The sequence below is a fragment of the Gandjariella thermophila genome (genome assembly GCF_005405885.1).
GTDB lineage: Bacteria > Actinomycetota > Actinomycetes > Mycobacteriales > Pseudonocardiaceae > Gandjariella > Gandjariella thermophila.
In genome coordinates, this window is the sequence record NZ_BJFL01000007.1 from 6,394 (window position 1) to 28,909 (window position 22,516).

Genomic DNA, 22,516 nt, shown 5'->3' on the forward strand with positions numbered 1-22,516 from the left:
ATCGCCGCCCGCGCCGTGGAACACGTCGGCGAGGTCTGCGCTAACCTCCTGGCAGCGCTGCAAGTAGCCAGCACCATCCAGGACATCGGCGTATACGGAACCACTAACCTCGCCGCGGCCATGACCAAGGTCCCGCAACCCAACCTCACCACCCAAGAGGCCTGGCAGGCCGGTGATGATATCGGTCAGCCTGGACAGCTCGACCCCGCCGAACGTGCGATAGTTGGTCAGCTGCGCGAAAATGGCCACATCATCAGGGAGGTGGAGAACAGAAACATCGAAAAGACACCCGACATACTCGTGGATGGCGAGCCTACCGAGCTGAAGACGGTTGATGCGGGCGGCGGAAAGATCGCAATCTTCAACAAGCTCAAGAAGGCCGAACTCAAGGGTGGCCAGGCGCCCAACGTGCTGATCGACGCCCGGGCGACTACCATCAGCGTTGACGAGGCGCGTGAAGAAATGGAAAGTTACCTGAGTAAGAGTCGCGGCGTGCTCCAGCGGGTTACCATATGGCTCGCGAACGGGCAGAAGGTGACCTGGCCCGACGGATACGAGGGGTTGTAGTGTCCGCTGAATACGAGATCTTCGTACGGCCACGGATGGCAGGAACGGAGCTAAACCTGTTGGATGACCTGACCCGCATTGCGCACGCCGAATTCACCCCCGTGAAGCCCGACCAGGAAGACTGGTATATCGCTCGGCCCGAGCGCGGAGCCATAGAGGTCGACTTTCACACCGACTTCTTGGACGACCGCGACATACCTTTTAGCACCCACCCGATCTGTATCACGGTACACAAGCCACGTGAAGGCACGTTGCAAGATGCCGAAATGTTCTCGCAAGAAATCTACGGCGAGCTCGTCCGTACCGATCGGTACGACTGCTTCCTTGTGTTCAACATGGAACGACTTCTCGCCATCCACCAACGATGAGTAGCCCGATGGCGGCACGACTGCCTGCCAGACCTGAACGCCGACGCGCAGCCGTTGACGACCTCCGAAGCGAAGTCAGTCCGTTCACTACAGAAACGGATCGTCGAACACGAACAGAAACTTGCCGGACTTGGCCACCGACGGCTTGGGACTAATTCTGGGCGACGCGAAAGGCGAAGCCGTCGCCGCCCGCGCCGTGGAACACGTCGGCGAGGTCTGCGCTAACCTCCTGGCAGCGCTGCAAGTAGCCAGCACCATCCAGGACATCGGCGTATACGGAACCACTAACCTCGCCGCGGCCATGACCAAGGTCCCGCAACCCAACCTCACCACCCAAGAGGCCTGGCAGGCCGGCGATGACACCTCCCCGCCCGGCCGATTCGACGCGGACGGCGACAAAGGCGAGACCGCCATCGCCTCCTACCTCAAGGAACGCGGGCACGTCGTCATGCCCATCAACGAGGACCATGGCAAGGAGGAACGAACCGCCGACGCGCTCATTGACGGCCAACCCGTTGACTTCAAGAAGATTGTGGGCTCGGGGTCAAGGACTCTGAGAACCGCGCTAAAAGGTAGCGAACGCGGAGACAGGCAGGCTGAGGAAATTTTTGTCGACGCCCGCAGCTCCAGCCTCGGCCGCGAGCAGCTCAAAGCACAACTACACGCATACTTCTCCGGCCATGGTCAGCCGGGCAGTGCGGGTATCATCAAGCGTGTGACCGTGCTCGCGAACGACGGCTCTCGCCTCACGTACCCTGACGACTACGGGGGGCTCTGAGCATGTCCGCAACCTTCATGCTCTTCGTCCGGCCTACGGGGGCCACGGACGGTCGTGAACTGATCGACGACGTCAGCAAGGTCTGCGGTAAAGACTTCAAGAACTCTGGCCACGACGGTGAGAACGAGTACATCGCCAAGGTGACGAGCGGCCCCTTGATACTCGACCTCAGCTTCGGCTATGACGACGAGGGTGACCCCACGGACCCCTTCCCGTTCGGAAAATTTCCGTGGAGTTTCACACTGTTCGATTCACGTGATCCCTACTGGTCGCAGGTCGCTTTGCAAGATATTCACTCCGCCTACGAAGGCCTGACGGCAACAGGGAAATACGAGTGCGTGCTCGTGCATGTCGAGACCGAAACCTTGATCGCCCACAACGTTGCATCTCAGCGCCGGTCGTAGTAGCGATGTCGAGCTCTTGCCGGCGGTTTGGGCCTGTCGGCGAGGAGAATCGGGAAGCCATCCTCGCGGACGCGAGCAAAGTTTGCGGTGAAAGGCTCGAAAAACTCCGGATACCACGCGCTCGGCCGTTCGAGTGAGGACGGGGGGACAACAGGATCCGGCAGTCGGCCGCGCGGAGCACCACGGCGTTCCGGATGGCGGCGGCCAGGGACGGCGCGTCACCGGCCATCGGGAAGACGACATCGCCGGTCGTCACCTCGATCTCGGTGTAGCTGCGCTCCTGCCCCGTGGCGGCGGCCAGTGCGTCGTGCCGGTGGCGCATGAACGACCGGTAAGCGCTCCCGTCTCGCCACAGGGCCAGGATGTAGGCCCGGCCCGTCGTGGTGTCCCAGCCGCCGACCTGCCCGACCAAGCCCGGCTCGGCGCCGAGCGGCGACCACCGGCGCTGCGCGGTGGAGAACGCCTCGCGGAAGCGCGGTGGCACGGCACAGCCAATCCACTTGCAGAGCACGTCGCAACTCCCCCGGCTACTCGGTCGCCCAGCCGACGGCATTGTCGAAGCTCCACATTTATGGAGGTCAATCTTTTCTGGCGGGCGTGGTTCCGCCGTTCGGCGGGCGGGTCAGCACCGGCTGGCGGGGCACCAGCCGTGGGGTGTGACGCTGCGGCGGCGGCCGTCCGGGGGTGGCGGGAGGTGGCCGTGCAGGTGCCAGCGGTGGCCGTCATAGGACCAGTGCGCGAACTCCTCCTCCCAGGGACGGTTGAGTAGCAGCAGCCGCTCGTGCAGTTCGACCTGGGTGGCGTGGAACGCGCGAAGCCGAGCCAGGCCCCGGCGCAGGCCGGCGAGCGCCGGAGAACGGCGGCGGGAAGGGTCGCACGGCTGGCGGTGCGGTAGGTGCGGCATGGCATCCAGCCTTCGCCGCCGGGGCCGGCCGCAACAGCGGCAGAAATGTCGGCGAGCACAGATATCCTGCCAAGTATGTTGCGCGACGTCGCCGCCGTCCTCGGGGACGAGGTCCAGGTCTTCGAACTGGCCGTGCTCTGCGAGATCTTCGGGATCGACCGGTCCGGCGACGGGCTGCCCCGGTTCGACTTCGCCATCTGCGCCGCCGACCCGCGGCCCCGCCCGGCGGTCGGCGGGATGTCCGTACAACCCGGTCACGGCCTGGAGCGGGCGCTGACCGCGGACCTGGTCGCGGTTCCGGGCTGGCCGGTGGACGGCCCGCCGCCGAGCCGGGAGGTCGTCGACGTGCTGCGGGCGGCGGTGGACCGCGGCGCCACGGTGCTCAGCGTGTGCTCCGGGGTGTTCGTGCTCGCCGCCGCCGGCCTGCTGGACGGCCGGCGCGCGACCTGCCACTGGTACCACGCCGACCGGCTGCGGGCGCGCTACACCGCCGTCGCGGTGCAGCCGGACCGGCTGTACGTGGCGGACGGCCCGGTGGTCACCAGCGCGGGCACCGCCGCGGGTATCGACGCATGCCTGTACCTGGTCCGCCGCGAACTCGGCGCCCAGGTCGCCAACGGCATCGCCCGCCGCATGGTGGTCCCCCCGCACCGGGACGGCGGCCAGGCGCAGTACGTCGAAACGCCGGTGCCCCGGCGGCGGGGCGGGGACGACCTCGGGCCACTGCTGGAATGGCTGCAGGCGCACCTGGACGAGCCGCACTCGGTGGCGACGCTGGCGGCACGGGTACACATGTCGCCGCGGACATTCGCCCGCCGCTTCGCCGCCAGCACCGGGACGACGCCGCACGGCTGGATCACCCGCCAGCGGGTGCTGCTGGCGCAGCGCCTGCTGGAGGAGAGCGACCTGGACGTGGAGACGATCGCGCGCCGGTGCGGGTTCGGCAACGGCGAGGCGCTGCGGCACCACTTCGCCCGCAGCCTCGGCACCACGCCCACCGCCTACCGCAACACGTTCGGCCACCATCTCACGCCCGCCGGGACGCCCAGCCCGCTCGCCGCCGCACGCTGACCGGGCGGCGTCTGTCACACCGGTCAGGCCAGGGGCAGCAGCACGCGGAAGGTGGTGCCCCGGTCGGGGGCGCTGTACAGCTCGATGCGGCCGTTGTGCGCTTCCAGGATGGCGGCACTGATGGCCAGGCCGAGGCCGGCTCCGCCGCCACGCGTACGGGCGCGGCTGCGGTCGGCCCGGTAGAACCGGTCGAACACGTGCGCGGCCGCCTCGGCCGGGATGCCCGGGCCATCGTCGTGCACCTCCAGCAGGCCGAGCGCGCCGTCCGGGAGCCGGTCGGCGCCCGCGGCGGCGACCGGCCACCCGTTCCTTTCCTGCGCGGGCCGGTGGGCGACGGTCAGCCGCACCGGGGTGCCGGCCGGGGTGTGCGTCAACGCGTTGGTCACGAGGTTGCCGACCACCTGGCGCAACCGGTGCTCGTCGCCGAGCACGCGCACCGCCCCGCTGCCCGGTACCAGGGTCACCGGGCGGTCCGGTTCGCGGGCCTTGGCGTCGTGCACCGCGTCCCCGGCGAGCACCAGCAGGTCGACGTCGGTGATGTCGAGCGCGCGTTCCTGGTCGAGCCGGGCCAGCAGCAGCAGGTCGTCGACGAGAATCCCCATCCGCTTGGCCTCGGACTCGATGCGGCCCATCAGCCGTTCCACGTCGGCCGCGCCGCCGCGCCGGTACAGCTCGGCGAACCCGCGGATCGAGGTGAGCGGGGTGCGCAGCTCGTGCGAGGCGTCCGCGACGAACCGGCGCAACCGCTGCTCGGACCGTTCCCGCGCGTGCAGCGCCGCGGACAGCCGGCCGAGCATGACGTTCAGCGCGGCGCCCAGCCGGCCGGTCTCGGTGCGCGGGTCGTTCTCCGGCACCCGGCGGTCCAGGTCTCCGGCGGCGATCGCCTCCGCGGTGCGCTCGATCCTGGTGAGCGGGCGCAGGCCGACCCGGACGACCACCGTGGCGGCCACCGTCAGCAGCACCAGCACCACGCCGCCCACGGCGGCCTCGATGATCAGCAGGCGTTCCAGCGTGGCGTCCGTCCCGGCCAGGGACAGTGCCGCGACACCGATCTCGCCGTCGGGCAGTTCCACCGCGCGGACCCGCCACTCCCCGCTGCCGGACTGGTCGGGCACGGTGAACGGCCGCCCGTTGTGCTGCCAGACCGCCTCCCGGCTCAGCTTGGGCAGCTTCGGGCTGCCCGCCTGACCGCTCTGCTGGCCGATCTCGTACCGGGGTGTGCCGTCCGGTTCGAGCACGGCCATCCGGAAGTCGCTGGGCAGCCGCACCCGGACCGGGGCTTCCGGCGGCGGTCCGGACGGCGGCGGTCCGGCGGCGAACCGGTGGCTGAAGTCGTGCAACTGGCCGTCGACCCGGTCCATCAGCGAGTGCCGCAGCAGCAGTTCGCTGGCCCCGATGAACGCGGCCAGGCCGAAGGCGGAGCACACCAGGAGCGCGGCGAGCAGCCTGCCGCGCAGGGTGAGCGGCCGTCGGGCGAGGGCGGCTGCTCTCACGGGGCGCCCGCGACGGCGGTCTCGCGGGGCAGGCGCAACGTGTAACCCACACCGCGGATGGTGTGGATCAGCGGCGGGTGGTGAACGTCGATCTTGCGGCGCAGGTAGCTGATGTAGGACTCGACAATCCGGCTGTCCCCGCCGAAGTCGTAGTTCCACACCCGGTCCAGGATCTGCGCCTTGCTGACCACCTTCTCCGCGTTGACCATCAGGTAGCGGAGCAGGTTGAACTCGGTCGGCGAGAGCTGCACCAGCCGGCCGTTGCGGCGCACCTCGTGCGCGTCCTCGTCCAGCTCCAGGTCGGCGTAGGTCATCTTGCCGTCGTCGAACTCCGCCTCCCGCGCTGGCTGGGTGCGGCGGAGGATGGCCCGCAGCCGCAGCACCACCTCTTCCAGGCTGAACGGCTTGGTCACGTAGTCGTCGCCGCCGGCGGTGAGACCGGCGATCCGGTCCTCCACGGCGTCCCGGGCGGTGAGGAAGAGCACCGGTACCTGGTCGAGCGAGGCCCGCAGCTGGCGGGCGAGGTCGAACCCGTCGCAGTCCGGCAGCATCACGTCGAGCACCACGATGTCCGGCCGGACCTCCTTGGCCGTGCTCAACGCGCGGGTGCCGTTCTCGGCGGCGTGCACCTCGAACCCGCTCAGCCGGAGTGCGGCGGCGAGCAGTTCGAGGATGTTCGGCTCGTCGTCGACCACGAGCACGGTAGCCGGATGTGCGTCGTCCACGGTGCACCAGCATGCCGGTCCAGGCTGAGAGGAATCTAGGAGCTTGCTGAGAAACCACGACCGGGTGCGTGGTTGTTTCCCCAGGTCAGGGAAACAACCACGCGGTACTCAGCGCGCGCGGCAGTCGTAGAGCGCCTGGGCACCCCCGCCGAACGGGCCGGGCAGCGCCTGGTCCTGGGCCGGCTGCGGCCGCGCCGTGCCGCCGTACGCGCTGGGGTCGACCAGAGTGCAGTGCTGCTCCACCCACTGGGTGCGCTCGCTGGCCGTGGCGCCGCCGCGCCCGCCGGAGGCGGTGCCATCCCGTCCCGCTCCCCCGCGCTCACCGCGGCCGCCGAGCAGCACGAACCGCAGCTGTTCCTGCCGCACCCAGTCGGCAAGCTGCTCGGCGGTGGGTGCCGGGTCCCCGCCGCTGAACCCGCCCATGCCGATCACGGTCGCGTCGCTGCCGATGATGTAGGACTCGGCGGCCATCGCCCCGCCCTCGACGGCGAGGGTGATGCTGGCTCCGCCGGAGTTCCGCTCCGCGTAGCCGAGGATCCTCCGCTGCTCGTCGGTGAGGTCGCCGCGCAGCGCGCCGCGTAGCTGCGCGGGCACCTGGCCGCGGGAGAGTTCCTGCACGATCTCCTCCGCCTGGGCGCCGGACGGGCCCGCGAACCCACCGCCCTGCGCCGGGCGCTGGCCACCGCGGCGGAGGGCTCCAAACGCGCCACCGGGCGGGCCGGCCTGGGCCATCGCGCCGCCACCGGCCTGCCCGGTGCCGAACGCGGTGGCCGCCGACCACACCGCCGGGGCGAGCAGCAGCGCGACCACGCCGAGCGCGGTGGCCGCCCGGGGCAGGGCGGGGCCACGGGCCGGCATGCGGCCGGCGACCAGCAGCACCACGGCGAGTACCGCGACCACGGCCACGGCGTAGCGCAGCCAGCCGTACCACGCGGTGTCCCGGGAGATCAGCACCCACGCCCATGCGGCGGTGAGCACCACCGCGCCGGGCAGCAGCAGCCACGCCGTGCCGCCGGGCCGGCGGTAGGAGCGCCACAGCACGGCCACGCCCGCGGCGGTGAGCGCGGCCACCGCCGGCGCCATCTCGGTGGTGTAGTACGGGTGGAAGATGCCCTGGGCGAAGCTGAGCACCACGCCCACGACCAGCAGCCAGCCGCCCCACAGGAACCAGCCGGCCCGCTCGTGGGCGCCGTCGGGCTGACCGGGGTTCAGCCGGTCATGCGCGCCCGGAACCGTGGCACGCGTGCGACGTAGCCCTGCCACGGCCGCCACGACCAGCACCAGCAGGCACAGCGGCAGCAGCCAACTGATCTGCCCGCCGACCTGCTCGCCGAACATGCGGGTGATGCCGGCACCGCCGCCGAACGGGCCGCCGCCACCGCCGAAGCCGCCGCTGCCGGAACCGCCACCGGGCCCGCCGGGGACACCCGCGCCCGCCGGTCCGCCGGGCCCGCCGGGCAAGCCGCCCGGGGCGCCGCCGCGGCCGCCGCCGGCGCGGCCGAAGGACTGGCCGAGGATGCGGCCGAAACCGTTGTAGCCGAACACCAGGTTGAGCACCGTGCCGTCGGTGCTGCCGCCGATGTAGGGCTTGGGCGACGGCCACACCGCCACCAGCGCCACCCACCACATCGACGCGACCAGCATGGCCACCCCGGCGAGCAGCAGGTCCACCACCCGCCGGCCGATCGATGTCCGCACCCCGACCAGGTAGGCCAGCGCGAACGCCGGCACCACGATCCACGCCTGCAGCATCTTGGTGACGAAGCCGAACCCGAGGAACACGCCGGCCAGGGCCAGCCATCGGGTCGCCGCGCCCCGACCGGCCCGCGGGTCGACCGCGCGGGTGAACGCGTACGCGGCGGCCACCAGCAGCAGCACCATCGCGGTGTCCGGGTTGGAGTCCCGGTTGATCGCCGCGGTCACCGGGGTCACCGCCAGCACCAGGGCCGCCAGCAGGGCCACGTTCGTCCCGGCCCAGCGGCGCACCGCGGCGTAGAGCAGCGCCACCGCGGCCACGCCCTCGAGCACCTGCGGCAGCAGCACCGACCAGCCGTGGTAGCCGAAGATCGCGGTCGAGGCGACCATCGGCCAGAACGCCATCGGCGGCTTGTCCACCGTCACCACGCCGGCCGGGTCGAAGGAACCGAACACGAAGTTGGTCAGGTTCTTCGACATGGACTTCACCGCGGCCGCGTAGTACGGGTTGCCCCAGCCCTCGCTGCCGATCCGCCACGCGTACAGCACCGCGGCCAGCGCGCAGATCGCGGCCAGCGCGATCCTGTGCCAGCGAGGATCGACGGTTGCCGGCGCCTGCGGGGACGCTGCGGTGGTCTCCTCGACGTATTCCGCCGCCGCGGTCATACCGGTTCCTTTCGTTCCGTGGGTTCGCACCAGACGACCGTGGCGCCTGCCGTGCTCGTTCCTGATGCCGCGGGTCGACGCGGTCATCCGCTTGCTTCCTGTGTCGTCGCGGCCCCGGCCCGGTCGGCGAACACCCACGCGCGCAACAGCACGAACCGGCCCGCCGTGCCCACCACCGAGGCGACCAGCAGCACGGCCACCTCCAGCCAGCGGGACGGGTGGGCCACCAGCGCCTGCAACGCCAGCAACGCGCCGGAGGTCAGCGCGTAGTACAGCGCGAAGACGATCAGTCCCTGCAGGTGCACCCTGCGGGTGGAGCCGCCGGTGCCGGCGAAGGTGAGCCGCCGGTTCGCCTCGGTGTTCAGCAGGGTGGTCACGACCAGCGCGATCAGGTTCGCCACCAGCGGCGGCGACCACGAGCGCAGCACCGCGTAGAGCGCCGCGGTGGACACCGTGGAAGCCACCCCGATCAGCGCGAACACCACCACCTGCCAGAGCAGCCCGGCGTCCCGCCTGCCCAGCACCGCGTCCGGGTGCGCCGGTCGCGGTTCCGGCCGCCGCGGCAGGTCCGCCACCCGGGCGGTGCCGGACGCCTTCGCCCGCGCCACCCGCAGCAGCCCGCGGATGTCCTCCCACGCGGTGCGCACCACGTGCACCCGGCTGTCCACGTCCTCCACCCAGTCCACCGGCACCTCGTGCACCCGCAGCCCGTTGTGCTCGGCGAGCAGCAGCAGTTCGGTGTCGAAGAACCAGGCGTCGTCACGCACGTGCGGCAGCAGCGGCCGGATCACGTCGGTGCGCGCCGCCTTGAAACCGCACTGGGCGTCGGAGAAGCGCGCCCCGTGGGTCAGCCGGATCATCGCGTTGTAGCAGCGGGAGATCAGTTCGCGTCGCGGGCTGCGCACGGTGCGCGCGCCCGGCGCCAGGCGGGTGCCGATCGCGATGTCGGAGTGCCCGTTCACCAGCGGCACGACCAGCGGCAGCAGCGCGTCCAGGCCGGTGGACAGGTCGACGTCCATGTAGACCACGACGTCCGCGTCGGTCCACCCCCACGCGGTGCGCAGCGCGAGGCCGCGGCCCTTGCGGTCCAGGTGCAGCACCCGGATCCGGTCGTCGGACTCGGCGAGTTCGGTGGCCACCCGCAGCGTGTCGTCGGTGCTGGCGTTGTCCACCACGGTGATGGTCCACTCGAAGGGCAGTTGCTCCGCGAGGTGCGAGCGCAGCACCGCCAGGCAGCCGGGCAGCGCGCGTTCCTCGTTGTGGACCGGCACGACCACGTCCACCGTGGCGGTCCGCCCCACCGACCACCGTTTCGCGCCGGCGCCGGGAACGCCGTCGCGTTCCCTCGCCATCGCGGCACCACCCATCCGGGATCACCCCCGCCATCCGCCTGCCATGTGGAGCCGTTCGGCTCGGTATCCAGGTATGGCGGGTCGATGTGCGAGCACGCTGTGCGGAACCTCAAAGATCCCTGGGAACGCCGGATTTCGCGCGCGGACAAGACAAAACCGGAGCGGCCGCACCACCACAGGATGACGCCCGGGCGGGTGAGGACTCGGGAGCTTAACAGCGTCCTCACGCAGGCGCTACCGCTCACCGGAACGGACTAGCGAAATTGGTCTAGGCCAAAGCCTTGACATCGTCAGTGGTCTAGTCCAAAGTTGTGAATCACCCGTACGGCCGTGACGCATCACACAGATCAACTGCGCGGCGTACCGCTGGGCGTCCCGCCCATTCGTGGCCGGCAGGCCCCGCGATCGGGGCGGCGGAACGCCGTTCCCGGGGACGCGCCGCGGCCGGCGTGTCGGGTGCGCGGTGCCGGCCGACCGGCCCGCCGCACCCCGGTCTTCGACAGCGAGGAGGACAGCAGGTGCAGCGGTTGAAGGTGGCGTCCTACGCCCTGGCCGCCTCCGCCGTGCTGGCCGGCGCCACGGCCATCGCGGCGAACGCGAGCGACTTATCCGCAACCACGGCGACGCCCAACGCCGCGTTGGGCAGCAACTGGTACGGCGCGGCGCCGTACGTGATGCCCCTGGACAACGACCCGCCGGACCTGTCCCAGGTGATGGCGGCCACCGGGCAGAAATCGTTCATGCTGGCGTTCATCCTGGCGCCGGGCGGCGGTGGCTGCACACCCACCTGGGACGGCACCGCGGCGGTGTCCTCGGACACCGCGGTGGCCGGCATGATCAACACGGTACGCGCGAACGGCGGCGACGTGGAGGTGTCCGTCGGCGGGTACGGCGGCACGAAACTCGGCCAGACCTGCGGCACGGCCGAAGCCACGGCGGCGGCGTACCAGCAGGTGATCGACAAGTACCAGCTCAAGGCGATCGACTTCGACCTGGAGGAGCCGGAGTACGAGAACACCGCGGCGATCAACAACGAGGTGGGCGCCGCGCAGATCCTGCAGCGCAACAACCCCGGCCTGTACGTCTCGATCACCACGGCCGGCACCGCCGAGGGCACCGGCTACTTCGGACAGAACGTGCTGAACACGGCCAAGAGCCTCGGCTTCACCCCGGCCAACTACTCGATCATGCCGTTCGACGGCGGGTTCAACGGGGCGAGCAGCCAGATCAGCGCCCTGGAGGCGTTCCACACCAAGCTGATGAACACCTTCGGCTGGGACAGCGCCACCGCCTACCGGCACGAGGGCGTCTCGCAGATGAACGGGCGCTCGGACACCGGGGAGTACTTCCGCCAGGCGGACTTCCAGAGCGTGCTGGACTACGCCACCGGCCACGGCCTGTCCCGCTACACGTTCTGGTCGGTCAACCGGGACCGGCAGTGCAGCCCGGCGGAACCCGGCACCACGTCCGGCACCTGCTCCAGCGTGACCCAGGGTCCGTGGGACTTCACCAAGTTCACCGCGAAGTTCGCCGGCGCCACCCCGCCCACCGGGACGACCACGACGACCACCACGACCAAGCCGCCCACCCAGGGCTGCAGCGCACCCGCCTGGAACCCCACCACCGCCTACAACGGCGGCGCCGTCGTCTCCTACAACGGCCACACCTGGACCGCCAAATGGTGGACCCAAGGCGACACCCCCGGCAACAACAGCCAGAACGTGTGGACCGACAACGGCCCCTGCACCGCAACCACCACAACCAACCCACCCACCCAGGGCTGCAGCGCACCCGCCTGGAACCCCACCACCGCCTACAACGGCGGCGCCGTCGTCTCCTACAACGGCCACACCTGGACCGCCAAATGGTGGACCCAAGGCGACACCCCCGGCAACAACAGCCAGAACGTCTGGACCGACAACGGCCCCTGCGGCCAGTAGCCCCGGGTGCGGCGGGTGGATCCCCTGCCTGCCCGCCGCGCCCTTTCCAGCACTCCACGGTGCTCCCTGCACACCACCGGAGGAACCAGCATGCGATTAACAAATTGGCGGTTGTCCAGGACGACGGCGGTAGTCGCGGCCATGAGTGCCGCGGCGGTCGTCGGGGGCCTGGCCACGGTCGCCGGCGCCGGCGCCGCACAGCCAGCCGTTACCACCACGGCCGCCACCAGCGGCGGGACCAAGGTCGCCTACTACGACCAGTGGAGCATCTACCAGAACGCGTACTACCTGAAGAACGTGGACCAGCAGGGCATCGCGGACAAGCTGGACTACCTGATCTACGACTTCGAGAACATCGACCCGGTCAACCTGACCTGTTTCGAGACCACCAAGGCGACCGACCCCGATCCGGGCGGCGAGAACGACCCGAACGCGGGTGACGGCGCCGGCGACCAGTTCGCCGACTACCAGAAGACCTTCGACGCCGGCATCAGCGTCGACGGCACATCGGACACCTGGAACCAGCCCATCGCCGGCAACTTCCACCAGTTGCAGGAGCTGAAGAAGAAGCACCCCAACCTGAAGGTGCTGCTGTCGATCGGCGGATGGACGTATTCCAAGTACTTCTCCGACGTGGCGGCCAGCGACGCCGCCCGGAAGAAGTTCGTCGGCTCCTGCATCGACATGTTCATCAAGGGCAACATCCCGGCGGCGGGCGGCTACGGCGGGCCGGGCACCGCGGCCGGCATCTTCGACGGCTTCGACATCGACTGGGAGTACCCGGCGTCCAGCGGCGGCCACCTGGGCAACCACACCAGCCCGAACGACACCGCCAACTTCACCGCGCTGCTCGCCGAGTTCCGGGCCGAACTGGACGGTCTGGGCGGCAGGCACTACTACCTGACCGCCGCCGTGCCCGGCGGGCAGGACAAGGTCGCCAAGATCCAGACCGATCGGATCGGCCAGTACCTGGACTTCGCCGACGCGATGACCTACGACATGCACGGTGCGTGGGACGCGACCGGACCGACCAACTTCCAGGACCCGCTCTACCCGTCGCCGAACGACCCCAGCACGGCCATCCCACCCGGCAGCGAGAAGTACAACATCGACTCGATCGTCAGGGCCTACACGGCGGGAGATGCCGCCTACGGCATCCCGGGCGGTTTCCCGGCGAGCAAGCTCAATCTGGGCGTGCCGTTCTACTACCGCGGCTGGACCGGCGTGCCGGCCGGCAACAACCACGGCCTCTACCAGAGCGCCAGCGGGCCGTCCGCCGGGAAGGCGCTCAGCGGCAACGTGCCCGGTGTCGCCATGTACAAGGAACTCACCGGCATCGTGGACAATCCCGCCGACACGTTCTACGACCCCACCACCCGATCCGCGTGGTTCTACGACGGCACGAACTTCTACGCCGGCGAGTCGACCCAGTCCCTGCGGGACCGCGCCGACTACGTGCACTGCAACGGTCTGGGCGGCGTGATGATGTTCTCGCTGTACGACCTCGACCCGAACGCGACGCTGTTCAACACGCTGGTCAACGACGTGAACGGCAGCACGGCCGGCTGCTCCGGACCGCCGCCGCCCACGACCACCACCACGACAACGACCACCACGACCACCACGACCAAGCCGCCCACCCAGGGCTGCAGCGCACCCGCCTGGAACCCCACCACCGCCTACAACGGCGGCGCCGTCGTCTCCTACAACGGCCACACCTGGACCGCCAAATGGTGGACCCAAGGCGACACCCCCGGCAACAACAGCCAGAACGTCTGGACCGACAACGGCCCCTGCACCGCAACCACCACAACCAACCCACCCACCCAGGGCTGCAGCGCACCCGCCTGGAACCCCACCACCGCCTACAACGGCGGCGCCGTCGTCTCCTACAACGGCCACACCTGGACCGCCAAATGGTGGACCCAAGGCGACACCCCCGGCAACAACAGCCAGAACGTCTGGACCGACAACGGCCCCTGCGGCGGGTAGCCGGGAGCCACGGGGTGCGTTCCCGCGTCGCCCAGCGCCCAGCGACGCCGGTCTGCCCGCGCCCCGCACCGGCGGGGGCCGGATGGTCCCCGCGGTGCCGGATCCGCCGTCGAGCGGACCCGGCACCGCGGCGGGCGCGTCCGGCCCCCGCACCGTTGCGCTCCGCCCGATCAGCCCTCGGCGCGCAGCCGGGCCACGAAACTGAACCGGTCGCCGCGGAACAGCGAGCGCACCCGCTCCACCGGCCGCCCCTCCACGTCGTAGGCCACCCGGTGCAGCAGCAGCATCGGCATGGCCGGATTGGTGCCGATGAGCATCGCCTCACGCGGCGTGGCCAGCACCGTCTCCAGCCGCTCCCGCGCCTCGCCGAGCGTTACACCGAACCGCCGCTGCAGGCACGCGTACAGCGAGTCGGCCGGGTCGAACTCCTCGACCAGGGTGGGGAACCGTTGCCGGGACAGGTAGGTGGACTCCAGGCCGATCCGCTCCGCGCCGGCCAGCAACACCCGCTCGAGGTGCACCACCGGCGCGCCCGGCTCGATCCGCAGGTCCACGGCCAGGCCGTCGTCGGCGGGCAGCTCCTCCACCGTGATCGCGGTGTGTCCGGGTGTCACGCCCTGCCGGCGCATCCCCTCCGTGTAGCTCATCAGGCTCAGCGGTTGCACCAGTTTCGGCGGTGCCACGTAGGTGCCGCTGCCGTGCCGGCGCTGCAGCCGCCCCTCCAGCACCAGTTCGCTGACCGCCTGCCGCAGCGTCACCCGGGACACCCCAAACCGTTCCGCCAGCTCCCGCTCGGCGGGTAGCGCCGCCCCCTCCCCGAGGGCCCGCACCAGCGCCAGCAGCTCCGTCTTCACCGCGTAGTAGCGGGGCACCCGGCCGTGCTCGGGAATGCCCGCGCGCACCGGGTCGCCGGCCCGGTGCGCCGGCACCCTGCCCTGCTCCGGCGTCGAGCGAGAACACAGCCCGGTCACCCCGCCCGGCTCGCTGGCGCGCACTGGCGAAATTCGGTCGCCGTCCACCACCATCACCAGCCGCCGGTCCCCGAGCGGCTCGCGCAGCCGCGCCCGCAGGGTGGACAGGGTCACCGGCGACGCGTCGTCCCCGCCGGCCACCACCGGCCCGCCGGGGCTCCGATGCGGCGACCCGGTGCCGCGGCCGCGCAGCGACAGCTCGACGGTCACCTCGGAGCCGGTCTCGGAGACGAACCGTTCGGCGAACCAGGTGCCGGGGCCGTGGGTGAGCTGGACGGCCACCGCCCGCTCGTTCTCCTCGGTCCACCAGACGGGCCTTCCCAGAATGCTCTGCGCCACGCACCCAACGTGCTGGGTTCCCGGTGGTCTGGGTACCGCCACGGTGGCGACACGGCTGTGAGCCCGCCGACAGCAGCCGGTCAGCGCCCCCAGGGTCTCAGCTGGTCCGCGCGGACGACGCCCAGTCCACGCCGAAGGAGCGCAGCCGCCGCGGCCCGGTGTCGTGCCGGGACGGCGGCGGGCCGACGGTCGCCCGCGCGCCGGAGACGTGCGCCCCGTCCGCCGAGGCCAGCACCGGTTCCAGGACCAGCCCGCGCACCTCGGGTACGTCCTCGGCCAGCGCGGCCACCCGCAGGACCAGATCCTGCAGCGCCTCCAGGTCGGCGGGGTCGCCGCCGCGGTAGCCGGTGAGCAGCGGCGCGGCCCGCGGTGCCCGCACCAGGTTGGCCGCGTCCGCGTCGGTGAGCGGGACCGCGCGGTACGCCCGGTCACCGAGCAGGTCACTGGCCACACCGGACAGTCCGAACGAGACCAGGGTGCCGAACGACGGATCGTCCTGCAGGCCGATCACGCACGAGTTTCCCTTGGGGGCCATGCGTTGCACATACATCTCGTCCACTCCGGACAGTCCATGCAGGGCCGTGTAGGCGCCGCGCACGCTCTCCGCGGTGTCCAGGTCCAGCCGCACGCCGGCCAGGTCGGTGCGGTGCCGCAACCGCTCGGCGGCCGACTTCAGCGCCACCGGGTAACCCAGCTCCTCCGCCGCGGCCACCGCCTCGTCCGCCGTGCCGACCACCCGGAACGGCACGACGCGGATGCCGTAGCAGTCCAGCAGGCGCACCGTCTCGGCGTCGGTGAGCAGCCGCTCCTCCCCCTCGGCGGCCATGGCATCGGCGACCAGCCGCCGCGCGTCCTCGGCGCGGACGCCGTCCGGCCGGGCGAAACGGCCCTGCGGCGCGGACCGCCACTCGGCGTACCGGATCACCCGGGCCAGCGCGAACACCGCCCGCTCCGGGCTGGGATAGGACGGCACCGAACCCCGCGTCGGTGCGCCGTCCGGGCCGGGCACGGCCAGTTCCTCGGGCACGCCCTCCAGGGCCAGGAAGGTGGACACGATCGGCTTCCGCCGGCTGCACGCGGCGCCGGCCACGGCCTCCCGCAGCGCCCGCGCGTACGCCGTGCCGGGCACCGCCAACGGCGGCACGAACACCACGACCAAGGCGTCCACGTCGTCGCGGGACAGCGTGGCGCGCACCGCCTCGGCGAAGTCCGCCGGCCCGGCCTGCGACCCGACGTCCACCGGCTCCGACGCCAGGATCAGGTCCTGGGACAGCGCGGCGTCCGCGGCCAGCACGCCGATCGCGGTGGAGTTGCCCACCACGGCGATCCGCCGGCCCTGCGGCAGCGGCTGGTGGGCGAGCAGCAGCGCGGTGTCGAAGAGCTGCGCGAGCGTCTCCACCCGGAGCACCCCAGCCTGCTCGAACAGCGCCCGCACGCTGGCCTCGTCCACCGGGACCGAGGTGGCGGCCAGCTCCGGCCGCACGGCGTGCCGGCCCGACTTCACCGCTACGATTGGCTTGCTGCGTCCCAGCCGGCGGGCCAGCCGGGCGAACTTGCGCGGGTTGCCGAACGACTCCAGGTACAGCAGCACCACGTCGGTGGCCGGGTCGGTCTCCCAGTACTGCAGCAGGTCGTTGCCGGACACGTCGGCGCGGTTGCCCGCGGACACGAAGGTGGACAGGCCGAGCCCGCGGTCCGCCGCGTCGGCGAGGATGGCCGTGCCCAGCGCGCCGGACTGGCAGAAGAACCCGGTGCGGCCGCGGCCGGGCAGCCGCGGCGCGAGGGTCGCGTTCAGCCGCACGCCCGGGTCGGTGTTGATCACGCCGAGTGCGTTCGGTCCGACCACCCGCATGCCGTGTGCCCGCGCCTCGGACACCAGCCGCAGCTCGGCGCTGCGCCCGTCCGGCCCGGCGTCGGCGAACCCGGAGGAGATCACCACCAGCGTCTTGACCCCCTTGGCCAGGCAGGCGTCCATCACCTCGTCCACCCCGGACGCCGGCACCGCGACCACCGCGAGGTCCACCTGGTCCGGGATGTCCAGCACGGACGGGTAGGCGCGCACACCGCGCACCGAGCGGTGTTCCGGGTTGACCGGGTAGACGGTGCCGGCGAAGTCGGCGGCGAGCAGGTTCCGCAGCACCGCGTGGCCGATCTTGGTGTGGTCGGTCGAGGCGCCGATCACCGCGACCGAGCGCGGATGCAGCAGGTTGTGCACGCTGCGCGCCTCCGCTGCCTGCTCTCGGGCGCGGGCCACGGCCACCGACTCCTCGGTGGGGTCGATGGCGAACTCCAGGTGCAGCACGCCCTCCTCGAACGCCCGGCTGACCTGGTACCCGGCGTCCCGGAACACCCGGACCATGGTGCTGTTCTCCGCGAGCACCTCGGCGACGAACCGTTTCAGGCCGCGTTCCCTGGCCGCCGCCGCCAGGTGCTCCAGCAGGATCGAGCCGAGGCCGCGGCCCTGGTGGTTGTCCTCGACGACGAACGCGACCTCGGCGGAGTCGCTGTCGCCGAGCCGGTCGTAGCGGCCGACGGCGACGATGTCGTTGCCCAGCATGGCGGCGAAGGCCACCCGGTCGGCGTGGTCGACGGTGCTGAAGCGCTCCAGGTCGCGCTTGGGGATGCGGGGGTAGGGGCCGAAGTAGCGGAAGTACCGGGTGCGTTCGGACAGCCGGCCGTGGAAGGCGAGCAGCCGGTCCGCGTCGTCCGGGGTGATCGGTCGCAGGTGCACCGTGCCGCCGTCGCTGAGCACGACGTCGGCCTCCCAGTGCCTCGGGTAGTCGTACGGGTCGGGTGCCGCCTTCCGACCGCTCGGGTGGCTCCGGTCACCCTGGTCATCCTCGGGAAGCGAACGGTCCACTTCGGACCCTCCTTGTCGCCACCGTGCCCGGCCCCGCGGGGCCGGGTATCTCCGGGTGCGTCCGCGACCGCCGTGGCGCGGCCGCGGCGGTACGGCGCCTCGCCGCCCGGCCGGTCCTGCCTGGCGGAATCCCGCCCGTGGCCGCCATGCCCTAGTCCCTCGGGTCGTCCGGATCGAGACCGTGCAGCGGGAACACGGCGTTGCGCACCGCCCGGATGGCGCTGTCCACCTGCTCGTCCTCGGTGCCGTCCCAGCGGGCGAACCCGGGATCGACGCCGTCGGTCATGGATGTCGGCAGCGGCACCCGAGGCGCGAGCCGGCTCGTGTGCGCCACCCAGTCCGCCGGCAGCGGCGTGTTCGGCTCCACGTCCCGGTCCAGCACGGTGGCCAGCAGGTGGGCCCAGGACCGCGGCACCACGCGCACCAACTCGTATCCGCCGCCGCCGAGCACCAGCCACCGGCCGCCGGCGTAGCGTTCCGCGAGGTCGCGCAGCGCCCGGAAGATGGCCAGGTGGCCGTCCACGGACAGGGACAGGTCGGCCAGCGGGTCCTCCCGGTGGGTGTCCACGCCGCACTGGGTGACCAGAACCTGCGGCCGGAACTCGGCGAGCACCGAGGGCACGATCGCGTGGAAGGCGCGTAGCCAGGCCGCGTCGTGGGTGGCAGGCGGCAGCGGGATGTTGACCGCGCTGCCCTCCGCGCCGTCGGCGCCGACCTCGCGCGGGTAGCCGGTTCCCGGCCACAGGGTCATCGGGTGCTGGTGCAGCGAGACGGTGAGCACCCGGGGGTCGGTGTAGAAGGCGGCCTGTACGCCGTCGCCGTGGTGCACGTCGACGTCGATGTAGGCGACCCGGTCGAAGCCGTTGTCCAGCAACCAGGAGATGGCCACGGCGCAGTCGTTGTAGACGCAGAAGCCGGCCGCGTGGTCGCGCATGGCGTGGTGCAGCCCGCCGGCGATGTTCACCGCCCTGGCCACCTCCCCAGCGGCGATCCGGGCGGCGGCCAACAGTGAGCCGCCGACGACCAGGCTGCTCACCTCGTGCATGTGGTCGAACACGGGGTTGTCCGCGGTGCCGAGCCCGTGCCCGATGTCCCAGCCGGCGGTGGGGGCGGACTGCACGGCGGTGAGGTAGCCCGGGTCGTGGATCCGCTCGATGTCGCGGTCGGCCGCGGGTTCCGGGGGCAGCAGATCCACCCCGTCCAGCACGCCCAGGGAGCGGGCCAGCCGGACCGCGAGGTCCAGCCGGACCGGGTTGAACGGGTGGTCCCCGCCCAGGTCGTAGCCGAGGAGCGCGGAATCCCACACGATGGCGGCTGGCGTACCCATGCGGGCACCCTAAGCCACGCCACCCCGCATCGGCCCAGGGGCGAACGGCCACCGTCGCCGGCGGCGGCGGCCGGATCTGCTGAGGCAGCCGGATATCGACGGCTCAGCCGCATCGGCGGCAGCCGGATGTCGGCGACCGCAGCCAGGTCGGCGACTCAGCCCGGTTGGTCGCCGGTGGCCAGCGGTCGGGCCGGATCGGTGCACCAGTGCGACCAGGATCCGGCATACAGCGCCGCCGGCCGCTCCGCGCTGGTCACCCCGGCCACCTCGAGGGCGAGCACCACGGAGGTCGCGGTGACGCCGGAGCCGCAGTACGCGCCCACCGGGCGGTCGCCCCGGGCACCCAGCGCGGCGAACCGCTCCGCCAATTCGGCCGGCGCCCGCCACCGGCCGTCGCCGCCGATGTGCTGGCTGAACGGGGCGTTCACCGCGCCCGGCAGGTGGCCGGCCCTCGGGTCCACCGGCTCGGTGTCGCCGCGGTAGCGCTCCGGCGCCCTGGCGTCCAGCAGCAACCCCTCCCGCGCCAGCCGGGCGGCCGCGTCGGCATCCAGCACCGGCATCGCGCCGGGCCGCACCTCGATGTCCCCGGGAGCGGGATGCGGAACCTCCGTGGTCACCGGGCGTCCCTCGGCGACCCACGCGGCGTAGCCGCCGTCGAGCACCGCGACCCTTCGGTGGCCGGCCCAGCGCAGCAGCCACCACGCCCGCGCCGCGGTGGACCCGTCACCGGCGTCGTAGGCCACCACGGGATGGCCGGCCCGCACCCCGGCGCGGCGCAGCACCTCCTGCAGCGTGTCCGGCTCGGGCAGCGGATGCCGTCCGCCGGCGCCAGGCTCGCCGGCCAGCTCGGTGTCCAGGTCGACGAACACCGCGCCGGGCAGGTGGCCGCGCTCGTAGTCAAGCCGCCCCGGTGGGCCGCCGAGCCGCCAGCGCACGTCCAGCAGGGTCGGACGCTCGCCGGCCGCGACCGCGCGGGCCAGGTCACTGGTGCTGATCAGCGGGTGCATACCTCCATCCTGCCGCGCCCCTGCCGGCCCGCGCCGCCGGCCCGGGACGACTCCGACCGCCCGAGTGGGGCACCGCGTCGGTGTCGGCGACTAGCATCAATGGCGACGAAGGAGAGCCGGTGTGAACGACCTCATCGACACCACGGAGATGTATCTCCGCACCATCTTCGAGCTGGAGGAAGAGGGTGTGGTGCCGCTGCGCGCGCGCATCGCCGAGCGGCTCGGGCAGAGCGGCCCCACGGTGAGCCAGACGGTGGCGCGGATGGAACGGGACGGGCTCCTGGTGGTCGCCGAAGACCGCCACCTGCGGCTCACCGAGAAGGGCCGCGAACTGGCCATCGCCGTGATGCGCAAGCATCGGCTCGCCGAGCGCCTGCTGGTGGACATCATCGGCCTGGAATGGGAGCACGTGCACAGCGAGGCGTGCCGCTGGGAACACGTGATGAGCGAGGCGGTGGAGCGCAAGCTGGTCACGCTGCTCGGCCACCCGACCACTTCCCCGTACGGGAACCCGATTCCCGGGCTGGACAAGCTCGGCGCCGGGGAACCGGCTCCGCCCGCCGAGGCTGACCTGGTGCGCATCGACGAGGTGGCCCGCCGTGGCGGCGGCCGGGTGGTGGTGCGCCGCATCGCCGAGCACGTCCAGCTCGACCCGGATCTGATGGCCGAGTTGAAGTCGATCGGCGTGATGCCGGGGAACACCGTGGACATCACCCCGACGGCCGGCACGAACCGGCGCATCTGTGTCCGGGGCAAGGGCGAGTCCGCGGAACTGGCGCCGGCCGTCGCCCACGCCGTCCTCGTGGCCGCTCCCTGATGCGGACTTCGCACCGCACGTCGCCGGCGCGGCGAGCCGCCGACGCCTTCGCCGCCCACCATGGGCGCGCGGCCGAGGGGGTGTGGTCCGCCCCGGGCCGGGTGAACCTGATCGGCGAGCACACCGACTACAACGACGGCTTCGTGCTGCCCTTCGCGCTGCCGCACCGGATCGCCGTGGCCGCGGCCGCCCGCGGCGACGGCATGCTCGCCGTCACCACGATCGGCGACGACGGCAAGCCACAGCACGCCGAGCCGGTGCGGGTGGCCGAGCTGGCCCCGGGCCGGGTGTCCGGCTGGGCCGCGTATCCGGCCGGCGTGGCGTGGGTGCTGCGTGACCACGGGATCAGCGGCGGAGCCGATCTGGTGGTGGCCGGGGACGTGCCATCGGGCGCCGGGCTGTCCTCCTCGCATGCGTTGCAGTGCGCCGTGGCGCTGGCGCTGCTCGGCCTGGCCGGAACCACGCCCGACGAGTCGGCCGGCGGTCCCGGACGGCTGGAGGTCGCCCGCTGGGTGCAGCGCTCGGAGAACGACTTCGTCGGTGCCCCGACCGGCCTGCTGGACCAGACCGCCTCGCTGTGCTGCACCGCCAAGCACGCGCTGTTCCTGGACGTGCGCTCGGGCGAGTCCGAGCAAGTGCCGTTCGACGCCGCTCAGGGAGGGCTCGCGGTGCTGGTCATCGACACCCGCGCCAGCCATTCCCACAGCGAGAGCGGCTACGGGCAGCGCCGGCAGGGCTGCGAACGCGCCGCCGAACTGCTCGGGGTTCCAGCGCTGCGGGACGTCACCGGCGAGGGCCTCGCCGACGCGTTGGCCGCGCTGCCCGAACCGCTGCGCCCGCTGGTGCGGCACGTGGTGACGGAGAACGACCGGGTGCTGCGCACGGTAGACCTGCTGCGCGCCGGGCAGCTGGCCGATACCGGCCCCCTGCTGACCGCCTCGCACAGCAGCTTGCGGGACGACTACCGGGTGTCCTGCCTGGAACTGGACGTGGCCGTGGAGGCGGCGCTCGACGCGGGTGCGCTGGGTGCCAGGATGACCGGCGGCGGGTTCGGTGGCTCGGCGATCGCGCTGGTGCCCGAGGAGCGGGAGAGCGCCGTCCGCCGGGCGGTGTCCTCGGCCTTCGCCCGGCGTTCGCTGACCGCCCCGCGCCTGTTCACGGCGGTGCCCTCGGCGGGCGCCGGCCGCGACGAGTGACGATCGCCCCGCGGTGGGCACGCGATCAGGAAGGCAGGCAACAC

The 22,516-nt window shown here is 71.8% G+C and carries 18 protein-coding genes and 1 pseudogene; 9 read left to right on the forward strand and 10 right to left on the reverse strand.

Annotated elements, in window-relative coordinates:
• The 4 genes from FFT21_RS09455 to FFT21_RS29655 form a co-directional block, all read left to right on the forward strand.
• The coding region (locus FFT21_RS09455; RefSeq protein WP_192909449.1) for a CdiA C-terminal domain-containing protein at window positions 1-567 on the forward strand (567 nt) is incomplete at its 5' end.
• Window positions 567-935 (forward strand): hypothetical protein, encoded by a 369-nt coding sequence (locus tag FFT21_RS09460; protein ID WP_137813425.1) that lies wholly within the window; start codon window positions 567-569, stop codon window positions 933-935. The genes FFT21_RS09455 and FFT21_RS09460, both read left to right, overlap by 1 nt.
• Window positions 936-1,065: 130 nt before the next feature.
• Window positions 1,066-1,713, forward strand: a complete 648-nt coding sequence (locus FFT21_RS09465) for a CdiA C-terminal domain-containing protein (RefSeq protein WP_137813426.1) — start codon at window positions 1,066-1,068, stop codon at window positions 1,711-1,713.
• Window positions 1,714-1,715: 2 nt separating this feature from the next.
• The gene (locus FFT21_RS29655) at window positions 1,716-2,117 is read left to right on the forward strand and encodes a hypothetical protein (RefSeq protein ID WP_225978278.1); all 402 of its coding nucleotides are present in this window, start codon (window positions 1,716-1,718) and stop codon (window positions 2,115-2,117) included.
• Window positions 2,118-2,379: 262 nt separating this feature from the next.
• On the opposite strand, the pseudogene FFT21_RS30670 reads toward FFT21_RS29655, so the two are convergent.
• Window positions 2,380-2,670: pseudogene (locus FFT21_RS30670) on the reverse strand (DUF4937 domain-containing protein); the annotation flags it as partial.
• Window positions 2,671-2,739: 69 nt separating this feature from the next.
• Window positions 2,740-3,021 carry a hypothetical protein gene (locus tag FFT21_RS09475; protein ID WP_137813428.1) on the reverse strand — a complete coding sequence of 94 codons (282 nt, stop codon included), beginning with the start codon at window positions 3,019-3,021 and terminating at the stop codon, window positions 2,740-2,742.
• 75 nt (window positions 3,022-3,096) lie between these two features.
• Here FFT21_RS09475 and FFT21_RS09480 point away from each other — a divergent pair, with 75 nt between their 5' ends.
• Complete coding sequence (locus tag FFT21_RS09480) at window positions 3,097-4,092, forward strand: helix-turn-helix domain-containing protein (protein WP_137813429.1); 996 nt, start codon at window positions 3,097-3,099, stop codon at window positions 4,090-4,092.
• 23 nt (window positions 4,093-4,115) lie between these two features.
• Here the strand turns inward: FFT21_RS09480 and FFT21_RS09485 are convergent, their stop codons facing one another.
• From FFT21_RS09485 to FFT21_RS09500, 4 genes are all read right to left on the reverse strand, one after another.
• Window positions 4,116-5,585 (reverse strand): sensor histidine kinase, encoded by a 1,470-nt coding sequence (locus FFT21_RS09485; RefSeq protein WP_137813430.1) that lies wholly within the window; start codon window positions 5,583-5,585, stop codon window positions 4,116-4,118.
• Window positions 5,582-6,310 (reverse strand): response regulator transcription factor, encoded by a 729-nt coding sequence (locus FFT21_RS09490; RefSeq protein WP_225978253.1) that lies wholly within the window; start codon window positions 6,308-6,310, stop codon window positions 5,582-5,584. The genes FFT21_RS09485 and FFT21_RS09490 overlap by 4 nt, the downstream gene beginning before the upstream one ends.
• A gap of 108 nt (window positions 6,311-6,418) precedes the next feature.
• Window positions 6,419-8,671: an ArnT family glycosyltransferase gene (locus FFT21_RS09495; protein ID WP_137813431.1), complete on the reverse strand. Its 2,253-nt coding sequence runs from the start codon at window positions 8,669-8,671 to the stop codon at window positions 6,419-6,421.
• 83 nt (window positions 8,672-8,754) lie between these two features.
• On the reverse strand, window positions 8,755-10,023 hold the full coding sequence (locus FFT21_RS09500; RefSeq protein WP_137813432.1) for a bifunctional glycosyltransferase family 2/GtrA family protein: 1,269 nt from the start codon (window positions 10,021-10,023) through the stop codon (window positions 8,755-8,757).
• Between the two features lie 518 nt (window positions 10,024-10,541).
• Between FFT21_RS09500 and FFT21_RS09505 the strand changes: the two genes are divergently transcribed.
• Both FFT21_RS09505 and FFT21_RS09510 read left to right on the forward strand, forming a co-directional pair.
• Window positions 10,542-11,963 (forward strand): chitinase, encoded by a 1,422-nt coding sequence (locus FFT21_RS09505; protein WP_137813433.1) that lies wholly within the window; start codon window positions 10,542-10,544, stop codon window positions 11,961-11,963.
• Between the two features lie 141 nt (window positions 11,964-12,104).
• Entirely contained in the window at window positions 12,105-13,955 is a 1,851-nt protein-coding gene (locus tag FFT21_RS09510; protein WP_225978254.1) for a glycosyl hydrolase family 18 protein, read from the forward strand.
• Between the two features lie 170 nt (window positions 13,956-14,125).
• Here FFT21_RS09510 and FFT21_RS09515 read toward each other — a convergent pair whose 3' ends face one another.
• The 4 genes from FFT21_RS09515 to FFT21_RS09530 form a co-directional block, all read right to left on the reverse strand.
• Window positions 14,126-14,884, reverse strand: a complete 759-nt coding sequence (locus FFT21_RS09515; RefSeq protein WP_225978272.1) for a GntR family transcriptional regulator — start codon at window positions 14,882-14,884, stop codon at window positions 14,126-14,128.
• 478 nt (window positions 14,885-15,362) lie between these two features.
• Window positions 15,363-18,017, reverse strand: coding sequence for a bifunctional acetate--CoA ligase family protein/GNAT family N-acetyltransferase (locus tag FFT21_RS09520; RefSeq protein WP_225978273.1), 2,655 nt, complete (start codon window positions 18,015-18,017; stop codon window positions 15,363-15,365).
• Between the two features lie 259 nt (window positions 18,018-18,276).
• Window positions 18,277-19,452, reverse strand: a complete 1,176-nt coding sequence (locus FFT21_RS09525; protein WP_137813436.1) for an acetoin utilization protein AcuC — start codon at window positions 19,450-19,452, stop codon at window positions 18,277-18,279.
• 155 nt (window positions 19,453-19,607) lie between these two features.
• Window positions 19,608-20,459, reverse strand: a complete 852-nt coding sequence (locus tag FFT21_RS09530; RefSeq protein WP_137813437.1) for a sulfurtransferase — start codon at window positions 20,457-20,459, stop codon at window positions 19,608-19,610.
• A gap of 121 nt (window positions 20,460-20,580) precedes the next feature.
• Between FFT21_RS09530 and FFT21_RS09535 the strand changes: the two genes are divergently transcribed.
• A complete protein-coding gene (locus FFT21_RS09535) occupies window positions 20,581-21,276 on the forward strand; it encodes an iron-dependent transcriptional repressor DtxR (RefSeq protein WP_137813438.1) in 696 nt (231 codons plus the stop codon).
• Complete coding sequence (gene galK / locus FFT21_RS09540) at window positions 21,276-22,472, forward strand: galactokinase (RefSeq protein ID WP_137813439.1); 1,197 nt, start codon at window positions 21,276-21,278, stop codon at window positions 22,470-22,472. Before FFT21_RS09535 ends, galK begins: the two co-directional genes overlap by 1 nt.
• Window positions 22,473-22,516 lie beyond the last annotated feature (44 nt).